Annotated in this window: 17 protein-coding genes; 6 read left to right on the plus strand and 11 right to left on the minus strand. The window is 31.2% G+C overall.

Annotated features, from left to right (window positions below; translation table 11 throughout):
- Positions 1–13: 13 nt before the first annotated feature.
- From folP to FRY74_RS05090, 3 genes are read left to right on the plus strand one after another with little or no spacing between them, the layout of a single operon-like run.
- Positions 14–856 carry a dihydropteroate synthase gene (gene folP, locus FRY74_RS05080; RefSeq protein ID WP_317132194.1) on the plus strand — a complete coding sequence of 281 codons (843 nt, stop codon included), beginning with the start codon at positions 14–16 and terminating at the stop codon, positions 854–856.
- A complete protein-coding gene (locus FRY74_RS05085; protein WP_147099268.1) occupies positions 853–2,277 on the plus strand; it encodes an SDR family oxidoreductase in 1,425 nt (474 codons plus the stop codon). The genes folP and FRY74_RS05085 overlap by 4 nt, the downstream gene beginning before the upstream one ends.
- The gene (locus FRY74_RS05090) at positions 2,277–2,843 is read left to right on the plus strand and encodes a pseudouridine synthase (protein WP_147099269.1); all 567 of its coding nucleotides are present in this window, start codon (positions 2,277–2,279) and stop codon (positions 2,841–2,843) included. Before FRY74_RS05085 ends, FRY74_RS05090 begins: the two co-directional genes overlap by 1 nt.
- A gap of 82 nt (positions 2,844–2,925) precedes the next feature.
- Here the strand turns inward: FRY74_RS05090 and FRY74_RS05095 are convergent, their stop codons facing one another.
- From FRY74_RS05095 to FRY74_RS05130, 8 genes are all read right to left on the minus strand, one after another.
- The gene (locus FRY74_RS05095; protein ID WP_147099270.1) at positions 2,926–4,521 is read right to left on the minus strand and encodes a T9SS type A sorting domain-containing protein; all 1,596 of its coding nucleotides are present in this window, start codon (positions 4,519–4,521) and stop codon (positions 2,926–2,928) included.
- A 101-nt stretch (positions 4,522–4,622) separates the two neighbouring features.
- Entirely contained in the window at positions 4,623–5,675 is a 1,053-nt protein-coding gene (gene lepB, locus FRY74_RS05100; protein ID WP_147099272.1) for a signal peptidase I, read from the minus strand.
- Position 5,676: 1 nt separating this feature from the next.
- Positions 5,677–7,206: a signal peptidase I gene (gene lepB / locus FRY74_RS05105; protein ID WP_223265829.1), complete on the minus strand. Its 1,530-nt coding sequence runs from the start codon at positions 7,204–7,206 to the stop codon at positions 5,677–5,679.
- A 16-nt stretch (positions 7,207–7,222) separates the two neighbouring features.
- A complete protein-coding gene (gene dapB, locus FRY74_RS05110) occupies positions 7,223–7,939 on the minus strand; it encodes a 4-hydroxy-tetrahydrodipicolinate reductase (RefSeq protein WP_147099273.1) in 717 nt (238 codons plus the stop codon).
- An 81-nt stretch (positions 7,940–8,020) separates the two neighbouring features.
- Complete coding sequence (locus FRY74_RS05115) at positions 8,021–8,530, minus strand: DUF5683 domain-containing protein (protein ID WP_170227950.1); 510 nt, start codon at positions 8,528–8,530, stop codon at positions 8,021–8,023.
- 71 nt (positions 8,531–8,601) lie between these two features.
- A complete protein-coding gene (locus tag FRY74_RS05120; RefSeq protein ID WP_147099276.1) occupies positions 8,602–9,492 on the minus strand; it encodes a ParB/RepB/Spo0J family partition protein in 891 nt (296 codons plus the stop codon).
- Positions 9,485–10,297 (minus strand): ParA family protein, encoded by an 813-nt coding sequence (locus FRY74_RS05125; protein WP_147099277.1) that lies wholly within the window; start codon positions 10,295–10,297, stop codon positions 9,485–9,487. Before FRY74_RS05125 ends, FRY74_RS05120 begins: the two co-directional genes overlap by 8 nt.
- 26 nt (positions 10,298–10,323) lie before the next feature.
- Entirely contained in the window at positions 10,324–11,004 is a 681-nt protein-coding gene (locus FRY74_RS05130) for a metal-dependent hydrolase (protein ID WP_147099279.1), read from the minus strand.
- A gap of 205 nt (positions 11,005–11,209) precedes the next feature.
- Here FRY74_RS05130 and FRY74_RS05135 point away from each other — a divergent pair, with 205 nt between their 5' ends.
- From FRY74_RS05135 to FRY74_RS05145, 3 genes are all read left to right on the plus strand, one after another.
- Entirely contained in the window at positions 11,210–11,617 is a 408-nt protein-coding gene (locus tag FRY74_RS05135; protein ID WP_147099280.1) for a Fur family transcriptional regulator, read from the plus strand.
- A gap of 3 nt (positions 11,618–11,620) precedes the next feature.
- Complete coding sequence (locus FRY74_RS05140; RefSeq protein ID WP_147099282.1) at positions 11,621–12,250, plus strand: peroxiredoxin; 630 nt, start codon at positions 11,621–11,623, stop codon at positions 12,248–12,250.
- A 67-nt stretch (positions 12,251–12,317) separates the two neighbouring features.
- On the plus strand, positions 12,318–12,917 hold the full coding sequence (locus FRY74_RS05145) for a superoxide dismutase (RefSeq protein ID WP_147099284.1): 600 nt from the start codon (positions 12,318–12,320) through the stop codon (positions 12,915–12,917).
- Between the two features lie 79 nt (positions 12,918–12,996).
- On the opposite strand, the gene FRY74_RS05150 is transcribed toward FRY74_RS05145, so the two are convergent.
- The 3 genes from FRY74_RS05150 to FRY74_RS05160 are packed head-to-tail and all read right to left on the minus strand — an operon-like array spanning position 12,997 to position 17,333.
- The gene (locus FRY74_RS05150) at positions 12,997–13,494 is read right to left on the minus strand and encodes a thioredoxin family protein (RefSeq protein WP_147099285.1); all 498 of its coding nucleotides are present in this window, start codon (positions 13,492–13,494) and stop codon (positions 12,997–12,999) included.
- 42 nt (positions 13,495–13,536) lie between these two features.
- A complete protein-coding gene (locus FRY74_RS05155; protein WP_147099287.1) occupies positions 13,537–15,108 on the minus strand; it encodes a peptide MFS transporter in 1,572 nt (523 codons plus the stop codon).
- 50 nt (positions 15,109–15,158) lie between these two features.
- Positions 15,159–17,333 carry a S9 family peptidase gene (locus FRY74_RS05160; protein ID WP_147099288.1) on the minus strand — a complete coding sequence of 725 codons (2,175 nt, stop codon included), beginning with the start codon at positions 17,331–17,333 and terminating at the stop codon, positions 15,159–15,161.
- Between the last annotated feature and the right edge of the window lie 68 nt (positions 17,334–17,401).

Raw genomic sequence — 17,401 nt, forward strand, 5'->3', positions numbered from 1 at the left:
AGATACATTTTTTTTGAAAAAAAATACAATAAACTGTAAAGGCAAACTGCTAAATTTAGACGAATTGGTAGTTATGGGGATACTAAACCTTACTCCTGACTCTTTTTTTGATGGTGGTTTATTAAATAACAACCAAGAGATTATAGAAAAAGTACAAAAAATGCTAAGCGATGGCGCTACTATAATTGATATTGGTGGTTATTCTTCTCGACCAGGAGCTGCAGAAGTAAGTGAAAAAGATGAATTAGATCGGGTTATTCCTATTATTAAATTATTAATAAAACAATTTCCTGAGATAATAATTTCGATAGATACGTTTAGAAGTAACGTTGCCAAACAAGCTATTAATGCTGGTGCAGCAATAATTAACGATATTTCGGCTGGAAATATGGATGCCAACATGTTTGCAACCGTAAAAGAATTGCAAGTGCCTTATATTATTATGCACATGCAAGGCACACCTCAAACCATGCAAGAAAAACCTACTTATAAAAATGTAACACTTGAAGTAATTGATTTTTTTGCCAAAAAAGTAAATGAATTAAACAAACTAGGCATTAACGATATTATTATTGACCCTGGTTTTGGTTTTGGTAAAACGATTGAACACAATTATGAATTACTTAACCACTTAGCAGATTTTGAAATTTTAGAATTACCTGTTTTAGTTGGTTTCTCTCGTAAATCGATGATAAACAAAGTAATAAAAACCACACCACAAGAAGCTTTAAATGGCACTACTACTTTAAACACTTTAGCATTAAGCAAAGGCGCTAACATATTGCGTGTGCACGATGTTTTAGAGACTAAACAAGTTGTAGATTTGTATAAAAAAATGAAAGTAAATACAATATGAAAATACTCTTAACTGGAGCATCTGGATATATAGGAAAAAGACTACTACCGGTATTAATTGAGTCTGGACATGATGTTATTTGCTGTGTAAGAGATATTAATAGATTTAATCCGCCTGAGTCAATAAAATCAAGAATTAAAATTATTCAAGCTGATTTATTAGATAAAGAATCTTTAAATGTAATACCAAAAGATATTGACGGTGCTTATTATTTAGTTCATTCCATGTCAACTTCTTCAAATTATAATAGGCTAGAAAGTGAATCAGCAAAGAATTTTAGACTTACTTTAAATGAAACAAAAGTAAACCATGTTGTATATTTAAGCGGAATTGTTAATGAAACTGAATTATCAAAACACTTAATATCTAGGAAAAATGTTGAAACAGAACTAAGTAAGGGCAAATATAATTTTACAACTTTAAGAGCTGGAATAATAATAGGATCAGGAAGTGCATCTTTTGAAATTATGAGGGATTTAGTGGAAAAACTACCAATAATGGTAACTCCTAAATGGTTAAACACAAAATGTCAACCAATAGGAATTTCAGATGTCATTAAATTTCTTTCAAAATCTATTTTTAACCCTAAAACATTTAATGAAAATTTTGATATTGGAGGTCCTGATATTTTGTCTTATAAAGACATGCTTTTGATTCTAGGGAAGAAAAGAAATTTAAAACGACTAATCTACATAGTTCCTGTAATGACTCCTAAGCTATCTTCATACTGGCTCTACTTTGTTACATCGACTTCTTACAAGTTAGCTATTGCTTTAGTAAACAGCATGAAAATTGAAGTCGTATGCCGAAACAACAAAATTAACAAGCTATTAAATATTGAACCTATATCTTACGAAGATTCAATTGAGAAAGCTTTTAGCAAGATCGAAAGAAATGAAGTGATTTCAAGCTGGAAAGATGCTTTTATAAGTAGTGAGTTTGTTTTTAATATTTCTGACTTTATTCAAATTCCAACTTTTGGTTGTTTTAAAGATATTAAAGAGCGTACTATAACAAACCGAGAGAATACTATTAATAAGATTTGGAGTATTGGAGGAGAAAATGGCTGGTATTATGGAAACTGGTTATGGAAACTACGTGGTTTTATAGACAAACTCTTTGGAGGTGTTGGGCTTAGAAGAGGTAGAACATCATCAGACTCAATAAATACTGGAGATGCATTGGATTTTTGGAGAGTTTTATATGCTAATAAAAGTGAAGGAATTTTAGTGCTTTATGCAGAAATGAAATTACCCGGAGAAGCATGGCTTGAATTTAGAGTTAAGGATAATAAATTAACACAGACAGCAACTTTTAGACCTTTAGGACTTACAGGTAGATTATATTGGTATGCAGTACTTCCATTTCATGGATTCATTTTTAACGGAATGATACATAAATTAACAACAGCAAAATCATAATGCACCACCATTACATCTTATATAAACCCGATGGCTACATTAGTCAGCTTACTGAGAATGCAGGGCATAAAAAAAAGCTATTAGGCGAATTGTTTGATTTTACTGAAGGAACAATGGCAATTGGAAGATTAGATGAGGCTTCGGAAGGTTTGTTATTATTAACTACCGATGGAAAAATGAGTGAAGCCATTCGTAGTAAAAAAGTAGAGAAAGAGTATTATGCACAAGTTAATGGAAATATAACTTTTGAAGCAGTTGAACAATTGCAAAATGGTGTGGAAATTGGAATAGAAGGAGAAAAATACACTACCCTACCTTGTACTGCTTTTCGATTAACCAATACACCTGATTTACCGAAAAGAAACAAAAAAATTAGAGACGATAGACACGGCCCTACAAGTTGGGTTTCCATTACTGTGAACGAAGGTAAGTTTCGTCAAGTTCGTAAAATGACTGCGGCAGTAGGTTTTCCCACACTTCGGTTAGTTCGTGTTCGTATTGGCAATATAAAACTAGAGAATTTAAACGCTGGCGAAGTTAAAGAAGTTGATTGTTTTGATTATTGAATAAAAAGTGATTGAGCAATAAAGTGAGTATCATTTTTCAATAATCTCTATTACTCAACCACTTCATCATCTTTTTACTTAACTACTCCAAAAAAGCTTTTTTAGTAATCAGTTGATTAATACCTTCAAATTGTAAAATATAAACACCTGTATTATTTATTTTAGATAACATAACCGTATTATTTCCTTTACCTACCATTAAATCTTCAATCAACCGACCTTGTAAGCTATAGATTTTAATATTTCTTACTTCCTCTTTATTAGAGATAAATGTTAATCGGTTTTTAGCTACAAAAAAAGTAAATTCATTTTCAGTTTCCATTTCATTAATACCTACTGTACAACCTGCCCCTTCTGAACAATCATTTACTTCTAACCAAACGCTATTAGAACCTGGTGATTCTCCGGGGTTTGCCCACCATTGGTTTTCCCAAACTTTACAGTTTGCATAAACTTGAGTTCCAGCTGTAGGATAACTCAGACTAACATCATACTCACTAACACCACAATATGTGTTTCCACCTCCTCCACCTGAAGTACAACCAGTAGAGCCACCCGTATAGGTAACAAGTGAATAATCATTAGCATCTGCAACTGCAGTAGATTCAGCAACCCCATTTAGAACTTTACTCGCTACATTTAAATACGAATAACCTGAACTTGATGCATCTGCTAATAATACTTGCCAAATCATTATTCCATCATTATCACCTACTCTATTTGGATGAGCTGAAATATGCTCTGACAATGATGCAACATTAGTGTGTGTATAAGTATAATAAGGCCCCCAAGGTTCATTTGGAAAATGAACGCCTGCTGCAACCTTAAAACCATAAATTTCTGCATAGTAAGCATAAGCATCATACATAATGCTTCTATTGGTACTTGCACCAGTATTATAACCTTGAAAAGCAATTAAATCTATTTTATCGCCCACTGCCTGCATTACAGGTATCATATGACCTGTAGATGAAAAACCAAACAAGTTAATTCCATTTGTTGATACAGTTCCGTTATACAAGTTTGCATCGGTTTCTCCAGTTAAACTATTTCTATTTGCATAAGCATAAGGAGATGCCGCATCATCATTAGTTTGACCACCTAAAGCACCTACACCTGCTGGTGCGCATGCTAAAATATAACCTTCATTTTTAGGCATCAAAGCTCTCGAATTCGTGAAAAAATCGATGAAGTGTTGAACATTTGTAGTGTTTCCAATATTTCCAAAAGAACCATTAGGTTCAAAATCCCAATCAATTCCAACAAAACCCATATCATCTACCAAATCTTTTATTTGTTGATAGTTAATATTATTATAGACCGAACTACTATTCCAAAATGTTTCTCCCCCTATTGATAGAATTACATGTATCCCTCTGTCTTTAAGAGCTGAAACACTTTCTTTTAATGAACACCCATCATAAGGAACTTCTATTCCTGTTCCTGATATATCATATGAACCTTTTAAATAGGTTAAATCTGGTTTTGCAAAAGAGAGAAATACAAAGTTTACAAGAGCAGGAACTTCTCTTAATTTAGAGTTTTGACCTGTAGCTGCCCAGCTTTCTGACCAAGATGGAAAATAACCTAAAACAATAGGTTCATTAAAATTAAAAGCTTGTCCGTAAAGTTGAACACCACAACACAGTGTGATAATACTAATTAATAGTTTTTTCATTGTTTAAATAGTTTAGTTTGATAGTAAAACTATTTAACTAATGGATTTAAAAATTTTTTTTTAGCTGTAAAAATTTTGATTATTGTTGAAATCCTAACAAATCACTCGATATTCTTAAATAACCTATTCCATCGGTATTTTTCTCCTGCACCTGTTTTGTTAGCTGAAAATAGAATTGTTTGTGCTTTTCCTAAAATATGATCTTCGGGCAAAAAACCCCAAAATCGAGAATCAGAACTATTGTGACGATTATCTCCCATCATAAAGTAATAGCCCATTTTAAAGGTATAAAACTCAGTTTCATCACCATTAATGATAAACTTGTTTTCTAAAATATCCAATTCATTTTCTTCATAAACTTCGATAATTCGTTTATACAAATGGATATTATTGTTATCAAGCTTAACTTCAACACCTTTTTTAGGAACTATTACTTCTCCAAAATAATCTATATTCCATCCATAAAATTCATGGTAAGGGAATATATAATCGGCAAAAGAATTTGGGTCTATTTCAATTTTTTTTAGTGATACAACGTAATCTTGTTTTTGCAACACTTTTGCAACCGAATCAGTCATAGTAAACTCCCAATGATTTTTTAACCCATCCAATCCACCTTCAGTAATATTATACTTTATTAATGTGTCATTAGAAATTAAAGTATTGGTAACTACCTTATAATTAAACAACATTTTTGGTAATGTAACTTGCTTTTGGTGATTGATATAAACTGCTTTATTCTCTATTTTTAAAGTATCTCCTGGTAAACCAACACAACGTTTAATATAATAAGAACGATGATCAACAGGAAACTCATCCTCAATTGGATAATTAAAAACTACAACATCATTGTGTTTTAAAGATGACTCAAAAAAGCGTAAATAAGGCAATTGAATAGCATCTATAAAAGATTTTAATTCAGTAAAGAATGGTAAATATTGATGACTTAATGGAAATGTTAATGGAGTAACTGGCAATCGAACACCGTAAGTCAGTTTATTTACTAAAATAACATCTCCTGGCAAAAGTGTTTTCTCCATAGAGGATGAAGGAATAGTAAACACTTCAAAGAAAAAAGCCTTAATAGCCATTACAGTTATTAAGGCAAGTGTTAATGCTTTAATCCAATCTTTTATAACTTTAATTAGTTTCAAATTAATGAACTAATGAAAACAACCTCTCCCATCTTATTCTTCCTAATTGAGCATCGTAAGATAACCATACAAATACAGCTTTACCAACAATATGGTCTTCAGGAACAAATCCCCAATAACGAGAATCTAATGAGTTATGACGGTTATCTCCCATCATCCAGTAATAATCCATTGCAAAAGTATAAGATGTAGCCTCCACTCCATCAATGTAAATTTTACCATCAGTTACTTTTAATTCATGCTTCTCGTAATTATGAATAATTCTTTTGTATAGAGGCAAGTTGTTTAAATTCAATTCTACTGTCATTCCTTTAGCAGGAATTACCATTGGACCAAAATTATCTCGTGTCCAATTGTAGGCTGTATCATTTGGGAAAACAGGTTGATTCTGAAATTTATATACATAACCTAATGGTTCTATATTTCTTTCAATAGACTTCACATAAGAAAATTGCTTAACCTTTTCAACTGCTTCATCAGTTAAAGTTAATTCATACTCACCATAATCAGATATTTTTTGAACTGGCTCCGTAGTAATGCCTTTTTTCTGCAACATTTTTTCATTAAACCCTGTACCGTCGGTTACAACCTTATAGGTAAACTGTGCATTCTCATCGAAATAAGCAGGTGCATCATTTATCATCAGTTTTGTATCAACAATTTGTAATTTATCACCTGGTAAACCAACACATCGTTTAATATAGTTTTCTTGCTTATCTGCCGGACGACCTTTAATTGTAAAATTATTCCAAACAAAATCACGCCCATAATCTCTAACCAATTGGTCGTAAACTTGATTTTGATGCTCTAATGCCACAGTATCTCCAGCCGGGAAATTAAATACTACACAATCGTTACGTTCAACATCTCCCATTGCTGGCAGCTTTGTATAAGGGAACTTAATCAAATCTGTATAAGACTGACTACCTCCTACTATAGGAACCCATTCTGGGAAACTATGATGTGTAAAAGGAAAACTTACAGGAGTATTCGGAATTCTTGCTCCATAAGCCATTTTGTTTACAAACAAGAAATCTCCAACTAATAATTTTTGCTCCATAGATGAAGTTGGTATTGTAAATGCCTCCATATACAATCCTCTAATTAAAGTTGCTGCAATAACAGCAAATACAATAGCATCCGCCCATTCTCTTTTCTTTGTTTTTTTATACTTCGCTGCTTCTTCATATCCTATAAATTTAAAATCATCTTGAAAAGCAATGTATGGTAAATAAATACCAGCAAATACGACTCCTAAAAAGTGTTCAGAGAACTTAACTTTACCAAACAATTTCATCAATTCAACTATAATTCCCATCCAAACTACAAAACCTAAAAACGGAACATAATAAATGATCGTCCACCAAAAAGATTTTTTAATTGTTTTTACAGCTAAATGAGTTCCATAAAATGGAATTAATATTTCATATCCTTTAAACCCCAATTTTTGAAACATTTTGTATAAGCCAATATGAGCTGCTACAAAATAAATAATCGCTAAAACGATAAATACTGGTATACTAATTTCCATAGTTTATTTATTTTTTCTAATTAAACAACACATCATTCATAGAGAAAACACCTTTTTTATTCGCAATATATTCAGCAGCAATTACCGCTCCTTTTGCAAACCCTTTCCTATTGTGTGCTGTATGTTTTATTTCTATTTCGTCTATTTCTGAACTATATTTTATTGCGTGTGTGCCTGGTACATTTTCTTCACGAATAGCATTAATTAACAACTCATTCTCTCCTACCTCTTGATCGCACTTCCAAGTATTTTTTTGAGAATAATTTTCAATCAACCCTTCTGCTAAGGTTATTGCTGTTCCACTAGGCGCATCTAATTTTTGAGTATGATGTATTTCTTCAATTTTAACATCGTAATCGTTTTGAGTACTCATTAACTTCGCTAACTTCTTGTTTAACTCAAAAAATAAATTAACTCCTAAACTACAATTAGTAGCATGCAATATTGTTTGGTTATGCTTAGCACACTTCTGAATAACCTCATTAAAAGAAGCATACCATCCAGTAGTACCAACTACAATTGGCAAATTTGCATCAAAGCATTTATAAATATTACCCACCGCTAAATCTGGAGTTGTAAAATCAATAGCTGCATCACATTTTTCTAAATTTTCTTTTGAAAATTCTTTAAGGTTTTGTGAAGATATTTTTAAAGGAACTGAATGACCTCTTTCTAAAGCGATTTTTTCAATCTCTTTTCCCATTTTGCCATATCCTATTATTGCTATTTTCATCTATTTAAAACCTAAAGTTGAGGTAGTTTATTATCTTTTTGTATTGATTTTACATTATCGGTTCAAAGGTATGATAAATGGTTATAATTTGATAACCAATCGAAATCCATTGCTTATTTGATTATTTTGCGTCAACTGAATACTTGGCTCAAAGTGAAACGTTAAATTATCATTTACTGGAAATGAAAACAAATGAGCATCAACGGTTGCATCAACAATATTCATCACATAGAACAAACCCGCTATAATATATGAATAATCACGATTCCGACGATAAGCATCCATATTTGTCCTTAAGTTTTCATCTGTTAGCAAACCATCAAATTCATCAATTGTTGTTTCATCTTCATCCAACCTAGTCACATAAGCTTCTTTATATTTTTTATAATTAGAATGATTTGAAAAAGCAAAGTATAATGAAGTTCCCATTCCTGCATAAATGATTGGTACTTTCCAATACTTTTTATTGTAAACTTGACCTGCACCAGGAATTGCAGTACTTAACAGCGTAGCTAAAGTTGGAGAATGCTTTCTTATTTTAACCGAATCAACTGCAATAGTGTCTGATTCAAAAGTATTTTGACTAAACAAAGTTGATGCCGTTGTAAAAAAGCAAAAAATTAAAATGAAGTTATGTTTTGTAAAAAAACTCACAATAATAGTTACAAGCCTAAAAGCTCAACAATTCTTTCTAACTGATCTTCTGAAGTAAAAGGTATAACAATCTTTCCTCTACCTCTACTGTTACTTTGCAACTGAACATCAGATTTTAAGAAAGATGTTAAATCTTCTTGAATTTTTTGTTGGGTAAATGTTAAAGCAGAATTTGTTCCTTTTTTGAATTCTGCCACTTTATCATCCTTTTTTCCTTTTACAATTTCCTCTACCTGTCTTACAGATAACCCTTCTTTAACTACTCTTTTATATATAGCTAATTGTTTTTTGTCGTCTTCAATATTTACGATGGCACGAGCATGTCCCATAGAAATATCTTTAGTACGAATAGCCAATTGTATTTCAGCAGGTAATTTTAAAAGACGAAGATAATTTGCTACAGTTGAACGTTTTTTACCAACTCTTTCACTTAACTTCTCTTGTGTTAAGTTACATTCTTCAATTAATTTTTGATAACTAAAAGCAACTTCAACTGCATCTAAGTTTTCTCTTTGTATATTTTCAACCAATGCCATCTCTAGCATTTCTTGGTCATTTGCAATTCTAATAAAAGCAGGTATTTCTGTTAATCCTGCAATTTGCGAAGCTCTAAATCTTCTTTCACCAGAAATAAGCTGATATTTTCCATAACCTAACTTACGAACAGTTACAGGCTGAATAATTCCTAGTTCACTAATTGAATCAGCTAATTCTAATAAAGCTTCTTTCTCAAATTGAGTTCTTGGCTGAAATGGATTCGCTTCTATATATTCAATTGGTAAAGTTGAAACAGAACCAACTATTGCTGGAGTTTCTTCTAATTTATTTGATGTAATATCAGTCTCAGCACTCTGTAATAATGCTCCTAAACCTCTTCCTAACGCTGGCTTTTTACTCATCTTCTAAAATTATTGTTTTCTCCTCTTCAGACATTTTAGTCATACCATTTTTCTGAAGAATTTCTCTAGCTAAATTTAAATAATTGATAGCACCTTTACAGCTCATGTCATGCATAATAATAGTTTGACCATGACTTGGAGCTTCACCTAATTTTGTATTTCGTTGAATAATCGTATCAAACATCATTTGTTGAAAGTGCGTTTTCACTTCTTCCACTACTTGGTTTGATAATCTTAAACGAATATCATACATTGTTAACAACAAACCTTCAATGTCTAAATCTGGGTTTAGTCTTGATTGAACAATCTTGATTGTGTTCAATAATTTCCCTAAACCTTCTAATGCAAAATATTCACACTGAATAGGAATAATAACAGAATCTGCAGCTGTTAAAGAATTTATAGTAATTAATCCTAATGATGGAGAACAATCAATAATAATAAAATCATAATCATCTTTAATTAAAGCCAATGATGCACGCATCATTTTCTCACGATTAGGTAAGTTTATTAATTCTATTTCAGCTCCAACTAAATCGATATGAGCAGGTAATATATCTAAGTTTGGTGAATCCGTGTGTAAAATAGCATCTTTAGGTTCAATTTCATTAATTAAGCATTCGTAAATGCTATTTTTAATGTTTCTAGGATCGAATCCAACCCCAGAAGTAGAATTGGCTTGGGGATCAGCATCAACCAAAAGAACTTTATATTCTAAAACACCCAACCCTGCTGCTAAATTAATAGCTGTGGTTGTTTTTCCTACTCCACCTTTTTGATTTGATATGGCAATTATTTTTCCCATGTTATAATTTGGTTAATCGTATTGATTTAAATATTAATTGTTTTACCTATTTCTATTAAAAGTAATTCTTTATTCTTTTCAGAAAATTTTTGTATTGCTTCTTCTTTGTTAATTTCTATATACCCGAATGTATCATAATGAACTCCTATAATTTTATCACATTTAATAAAATCAGCAGCTATTACGGCATCGTCAATTCCCATTGTAAAATTGTCACCGATTGGTAAAACGGCAAAATCCAATTTTTGGTATTCACCAGTCAATTTCATATCCAAATGTAATGCAGTATCTCCAGCATAATAAAAATTACCTTTATCAGTTGAAATTATAAATCCTCCTGGATTACCTCCATAAGCTCCATCTGGCATTACGCTAGAATGATCGGCTTTAACATATTTTACTTTCCCAAAATCAAAATTCCATGAACCTCCAAAATTCATTGGATGCCCATTTTCTAATCCCTTTCCATTAAACCATGAGACAATTTCAAAATTAGAAACGATTTTTGCTCCAGTTCTTTTTGCAATAGTTTCAACGTCTGCAATATGATCTTCATGTCCATGAGAAATCAAGATATAATCTGCCTGAATTGAATTTACATCAATATGTTTTGCTTTTTCATTAGGGGTAATAAATGGGTCAAACAATAGTGTCTTACCATTTACTTTTACTGAAAAACAAGCATGTCCGTAAAAAGTTAATTCCATTCGTTTGGATAAATTGAGATATTACAAAGTAAATTAAAAGTACCTTTAATTCTAGCTGCATCTACTTTAACTTACCAACTATTTTTAAACACTTTTTTGTTAATTGATTGTTTACATCTTTTATATTTTTTTAACAGTTAAGCAATGTATAATTCATGTATTCTTCTTAAATTTGTAATCGTTACAATTTTATAATTAATATAAAATGAATATACCTAACCATTTATTAACTCACGATATAAAACCGAGTTATCAGAGGATTAAAATTTTTGAATATTTATATTCAGAGATGAACCATCCTACCGTTGATATTATTTATAAGAACTTAGTTGGCAACATTCCAACATTATCAAAAACAACAGTTTACAACACTCTAAAACTATTTGTAGATAAAGGAATAACATCAACGGTAACGATTGAAGATAATGAAGTAAGATATGATGCTATTACTGAAAGTCATGGCCATTTTAAATGCGATGACTGTGGCCATATCTATGATATAGAAATTGATTTTTCAAGCTTACTTTATAATGAACTTGAAAACTTTAAAATAGATGAAACTCACATTCATCTAAAAGGAAAATGTAATAAATGTTTAACTAATAAAAATTAAAAAATGAGTGTACTAGTAGGAAGACAAGCACCAGGTTTCTCAGCTTCAGCTGTTATAGATGGTGGAAACATTGTAAATGATTTTACTTTAGAACAATTTAAAGGTAAATATGTGATTTTATTCTTTTACCCAAAAGATTTTACATTTGTTTGCCCAACTGAATTATTTGCTTTTCAAGAAAAATTAGCTGAATTTAAAAGCAGAAATGTTGAATTAGTTGCCGTATCTACAGATACTGAACAATCTCACTGGGGATGGTTGCAAATGGAAAAAAATCATGGAGGAATTAAAGGTATTACTTACCCAATTGTTGCTGACACTAACAAAACAATTTCAATGAACTATGATGTTCTAGCAGGAGAATTAGATTGGAATGATGAAGGGGAAATGATTGCAACAGGAGAATTAATTGCTTACAGAGGTTTATTCTTAATTGATCGAGAAGGAAAAGTAAGACACCAATTGGTAAACGATTTACCTTTAGGAAGAAATGTTGATGAAGCTATTAGAATGGTAGATTCATTACAACATCTAGAAGAAAATGGAGAAGTTTGTCCAGCAAACTGGGTAAAAGGAAAAGAAGGATTAACAGCTACTCATGATGGTATTGCTGATTACCTTTCTAAAAACTAAATAAAATAATATTGGAGATTGAATATGTCAATCTCCATTTTTAATCACTTAATAAAAACATTTTAAAATGGCTTTTGAATTACCACAATTACCTTACGCATACGATGCATTAGAACCGCATATTGATGCAAGAACAATGGAAATACACCATGGAAAACACCATGCTGGATACACAAATAATTTAAACAATGCTATTGCAGGAACTGATTTAGAAGGAAAATCTATTGAAGATATTCTAACTAACTTAGATATGAACAATGGTGCTGTTAGAAATAATGGAGGTGGATATTACAACCACGATTTATTTTGGAAAGTAATGTCTCCTAATGGTGGAGGAAACCCAACTGGAGCTATTGCTGGTGCAATCGATGCTGCTTTTGGATCTTACGAAGCATTTAAAGATGAATTTTCTAAAGCTGCTGCAACAAGATTTGGTTCTGGATGGGCATGGCTTTGTGTGAAAGACGGAAAATTAGAAGTATGTTCTACTCCAAATCAAGATAATCCTTTAATGCCAGGTGTTGGTTGTACTGGAACTCCAGTATTAGGTTTAGATGTATGGGAACATGCTTATTACTTAAACTACCAAAACAGAAGACCTGATTATATTAATGCATTTTTTAATGTAATTAATTGGGATGAAGTTAATGCTAGATTTAACGGATAATTGATTTATTCCTAATCATAAAAAAAATCCCGAACTAAAAAATTAGTTCGGGATTTTTTGTTTCTTTTAAAAGCTACTTTCAATTACTAGCTCCTTTTTTTATCATGTCATCAACACCTTTGGTAAAAGCTGCAGTTCCTCTTACATATCCTGTTTTACCTAGAGCATTAATAGTATATTGCCCTTTATCATCCTTCCCCATATCAAACACCCATATTGTAGGGTAACCAGTAACTTGAAAAGCCTGCTGTAATCCGGCATTTTGTTGCTTTATGTTTTCTGGAATTACTTTTCTTCTTGGAAAATCTAATTCAACTAAAACAACTGTTTTTTCAGCCCACTTTTTAAACTCAGGTGTATCAAAAACTTCTGCTTTTAATTTTTTACACCAACCGCACCAATCACTACCAGTAAAGTTTGCCATAATTGGCTTTCCTGTTTTTTGAGATACTGCGTAAGCTTCATTAATATCAACTAACCAACCTTCTGCTTCAGCTTTATATGTTAAAACGCCATCTTGAGCAAAAGATAGATTTGCAGCTAAAACAACTAATGTAAGTACTAATATTTTTTTCATCTTGTAATTATTTTTTTCAAGTTATAACAACAACTATACCGTTTAATGTATTCCGTGCATTTTCTTTTTAATCATTGGAGTTAATGCAATTAAAACTAACCCAGCAGCGATTGGTATAATAAAGAAAATCATAAAGAATACTGCCATTGAATACTCTTCACTTATTTTATCAATATAACTAGCTGTAATACCTCCAAAGAAATTAGCTATTGCTGTTGCAGTAAACCATAAACCAAACATCATACCCACTAATTTAGCAGGAGCTAATTTACTTACGTAAGACAAACCTACTGGAGATAATACTAATTCACCTAAAGTATGTAATAAATAAGCCATTATTAACCAAATCATGCTTACAGAAGCTGTAGTTGCACCACTTTCTATTCCTGAAGCACCAAAAGCTAAAACACCAAACCCAATACCTAACAAAATTAAACCTAAAGCAAATTTTATAGATGCTGACGGATTGTATTTACTCTCCCATAACTTAGAAAACATTGGTGCAAAAAGGATAATAAATAATGAATTTAAAATACCAAACCAAGACGCTGGAACTTCTGAACTTTCTGCATTAAACTCCCTAACTAACATCCATATAGCTATTGCCCAAATTGCTGCAAAACTTGCACCTAAAGCAACCACTGAAATTGGATATTTTTTAACTGTTTTACCAAACAACATAGCTAAAACCCATGTAATAATTGCTAACGGTACAACTGTTAAAATTGTATTTACCCATTTAAAAATTGTTGCTCCACCACCAGACAAAGTTCTTTGTGTATAATCCTTAGCAAATATCGTCATACTACTTCCTGCTTGCTCAAATGCCCACCAAAAGAAAATCGTGAAAAATGCTAAAATTCCAATTACCACTAATCTATCTCTTACTACTACTGGAGAATTTCCTTCTTCATTTTCACCTTCTTTTACTTCTTTATCAACAACAGAAACCCCTTCATGAACAGCTAATCTATCACTAGCTAATTTTTGTTTAGGACTTAAACCAACATTTCCAAAAATGCCTTGACCAAACCAGAATTGAATCATACCAACAAACATAAAAATTCCAGCTAATCCAAAACCATAGCTCCATCCTACTTTCTCTCCAATATAACCACATAAAAGAATACCTAAAAATGCTCCAGCATTAATACCCATATAAAAAATAGTGTAAGCTCCATCTTTTTTATCGCTGCCTAAAGGGTATAAACCTCCTACAATTGAAGAAACATTTGGTTTAAAAGCACCATTACCTAAAATCAACAAGGTTAATCCTAAATAGAAGAAAGCTTCTGTTTCCATTGCCATAGCTGCGTGTCCAGCAGTCATTAAAACTGCTCCGACTACTACTGCTTTTCTGTATCCTAATAATTTATCGGCTAGTAATCCACCAAAAATTGGAGTTATATAAACTAACCCAGTGTACATTGCATATAACTTAGCTGCTTCTTCATTACTCCAAGCCCATCCTCCATCATCTAATCCACTTACTAAAAAAAGCACTAATAAAGCACGCATTCCGTAGTAAGAAAAACGCTCCCACATTTCAGTAAAGAACAAAGTAAATAATCCTGCTGGATGACCTAAAATAGTTGGTACATTATTATTTTCCATTTAAAATATATTTTTAAGAATTAAAGTTTTTAAAATTAGCAATAAATTATTTAGAGATTATTCAATAAATAATCAGTCATTAAATTATACAAATGTAGTCTCGTATTTCCTCCGTAAATACCATGGTTTTTATTTGGATAACTAAATTGTGTAAACTGTTTGTTAGCTTTTATTAAAGCATTTACCATTTCAGCTGTATTTTGATAATGTACATTATCATCAGCCATTCCATGAATTAATAAATAATTTCCTTTTAATTTTTCTACATGGTTAATTGGTGAGTTTTCATCATATCCTTTCTCATTTTCTTGAGGAGTTTGCATGTAACGCTCTGTATAAATATTATCGTAATATCTCCAGTTTGTAACAGGGGCAACTGCAATAGCCGTTTTAAAAACATCAGCACCTTTTAACAAACATGAAGTTGATAAATAACCACCAAAACTCCATCCAAAAATTCCTATTCTACTCCCATCAATGTATGGCAAACCAGCATAATATTTGGCAACTTCAATCTGATCTTCAGTTTCATATTTCCCCAATTGCTTATAAATTGTTTTTCTAAATTCAGCACCATTACCTTCTGTCCCTCTATTATCAACTGAGACTACCATATATCCTTTCGAAGCCAGATGTTCAAACCAAAAATTATTAAAGCTATCCCATTCATCTTTTACAGTTTGATTTCCATCACCACCGTAAACAAACATAAACAATGGATATTTTTTAGTTTCATCAAAATCTTTAGGTTTAATCGACCAAGTATTTAATTCTTGTCCATTTATATTAATTGTAGAAAATTCTTTTTTTGAAAGATTAAACGTTTTAAGTTTCTCAACTGTAGTTTTATTATCCAGTAACATTCTTAATTCTTTTCCTTTGTTATCATTAACAGAAACATAATGAGGTGATTTAGCTGTAGAATTTGTATTTATAAAATATTTATAAGAAGCACTAAACTCAGCTTCGTTAAAACCAGATTTAGTACTTAACTTCTTTTTAGAACTACAATTTAACTTAATACTGTAAACAGTTCTAGAAATTGCACTTAGCTCAGTAGATTGATAATAAACTGTGCCTGATTTTTCTTCTACCCCATAAATATCAGTTACTTCCCAATTTCCTTTGGTTATTTGATTAAGTAGTTTTCCTGAAATATCATATAAGTACATATGATTATAACCATCCTTTTCACTTGTAATGATAAATTGATTCTTTGAAGTTAAAAAGATGGTTGTAGGAACTTCAACATATTTATCATGCAACTCTTCGAATATAATTTTATCTGTATTTGAAGAAACATCTACCAAGTGCATTTTCAAATTACTTTGATGTCTGTTCATCGTTTGAATAGCTATCCCTTTAGAATCGTTAGTCCAATTAATTCTAATTACATATTCATACTCTCCTTCAATGTTTGCTTTTTCTAATTTTTGGGTTGTTATATCGTAAATATAAATTTCTACTTTAGAATTAGCCTCCCCAGCTTTTGGATATTTAAATCGTTCTTCAGTTGGGTAAAGATTATCGTAATATTTCATACTCCACTCCTTTACTTCACTTTCATCAAACTTATAAAATGCAATTTTACTACCATCAGGCGACCACTCAAAAGCCTTCACTAAAACCAACTCTTCTTCATAAACCCAATCAGAGGCTCCATTAATTACAGACCCTTTTTTACCATCTTTTGTTATTTGAATTTCTGTATTTGATGTTAAATCTTTAAAATAGATATTATTTGCTTTTACATAAGCCACCTTATTCGCTTTTGGAGAAAAAGTAGCATACATCTGTTTTTCACCCTGTGTTAATTTTTCTAATTTTTGTGAATTATTTTCATAAATGTAATAATCTGATTTTGAAGAGTGACGGTATATACTTTCGGTATTTGAGGCGATTAATATTTTTGACTCATCAGCACTAAACTCATAATCATCAATTTTAATCACTTTTTCATCAAATGTTAATTTAGAATTATCAATTACAACATCAATTTTATTAGCATCAGCATATGAATATTTAACTAAATTATTACCCTCTTTTGTTCTAACCAAAGATGTATAGTTTAAGCCATCATTCATTGATCTAAGTCCATTTACAGTTCTCGAATAAAAACTATAATCTTTCCAAATGTTTTCTATGCTTACATCTTTTAACTCTTGAGCTGATAAGGATAAAACAACACCTACTAATAAAGTAATACTAAAAACTATTCTCTTCATGATTTTTATTTTAGAAAACGAAAATAATGAAATTCATTAGAAATACGATAACCGTTCATAAAAACAAG

This window comes from Vicingus serpentipes (assembly GCF_007993035.1).
GTDB lineage: Bacteria > Bacteroidota > Bacteroidia > Flavobacteriales_E > Vicingaceae > Vicingus > Vicingus serpentipes.

Bases quoted from the DNA above. Each gene is read 5' to 3' on its own strand.
- dapB (WP_147099273.1), bottom strand. From the start codon at position 7,939: ATGAAAATAGCAATAATAGGATATGGCAAAATGGGAAAAGAGATTGAA.
- FRY74_RS05150 (WP_147099285.1), bottom strand. From the start codon at position 13,494: ATGAAAAAAATATTAGTACTTACATTAGTTGTTTTAGCTGCAAATCTA.
- FRY74_RS05090 (WP_147099269.1), top strand. From the start codon at position 2,277: ATGCACCACCATTACATCTTATATAAACCCGATGGCTACATTAGTCAG.
- FRY74_RS05125 (WP_147099277.1), bottom strand. From the start codon at position 10,297: ATGGGAAAAATAATTGCCATATCAAATCAAAAAGGTGGAGTAGGAAAA.
- FRY74_RS05130 (WP_147099279.1), bottom strand. From the start codon at position 11,004: ATGGAATTAACTTTTTACGGACATGCTTGTTTTTCAGTAAAAGTAAAT.
- FRY74_RS05155 (WP_147099287.1), bottom strand. From the start codon at position 15,108: ATGGAAAATAATAATGTACCAACTATTTTAGGTCATCCAGCAGGATTA.
- FRY74_RS05145 (WP_147099284.1), top strand. From the start codon at position 12,318: ATGGCTTTTGAATTACCACAATTACCTTACGCATACGATGCATTAGAA.
- FRY74_RS05135 (WP_147099280.1), top strand. From the start codon at position 11,210: ATGAATATACCTAACCATTTATTAACTCACGATATAAAACCGAGTTAT.
- FRY74_RS05160 (WP_147099288.1), bottom strand. From the start codon at position 17,333: ATGAAGAGAATAGTTTTTAGTATTACTTTATTAGTAGGTGTTGTTTTA.
- FRY74_RS05140 (WP_147099282.1), top strand. From the start codon at position 11,621: ATGAGTGTACTAGTAGGAAGACAAGCACCAGGTTTCTCAGCTTCAGCT.
- FRY74_RS05095 (WP_147099270.1), bottom strand. From the start codon at position 4,521: ATGAAAAAACTATTAATTAGTATTATCACACTGTGTTGTGGTGTTCAA.
- FRY74_RS05085 (WP_147099268.1), top strand. From the start codon at position 853: ATGAAAATACTCTTAACTGGAGCATCTGGATATATAGGAAAAAGACTA.
- lepB (WP_223265829.1), bottom strand. From the start codon at position 7,206: ATGGAAATTAGTATACCAGTATTTATCGTTTTAGCGATTATTTATTTT.
- FRY74_RS05120 (WP_147099276.1), bottom strand. From the start codon at position 9,492: ATGAGTAAAAAGCCAGCGTTAGGAAGAGGTTTAGGAGCATTATTACAG.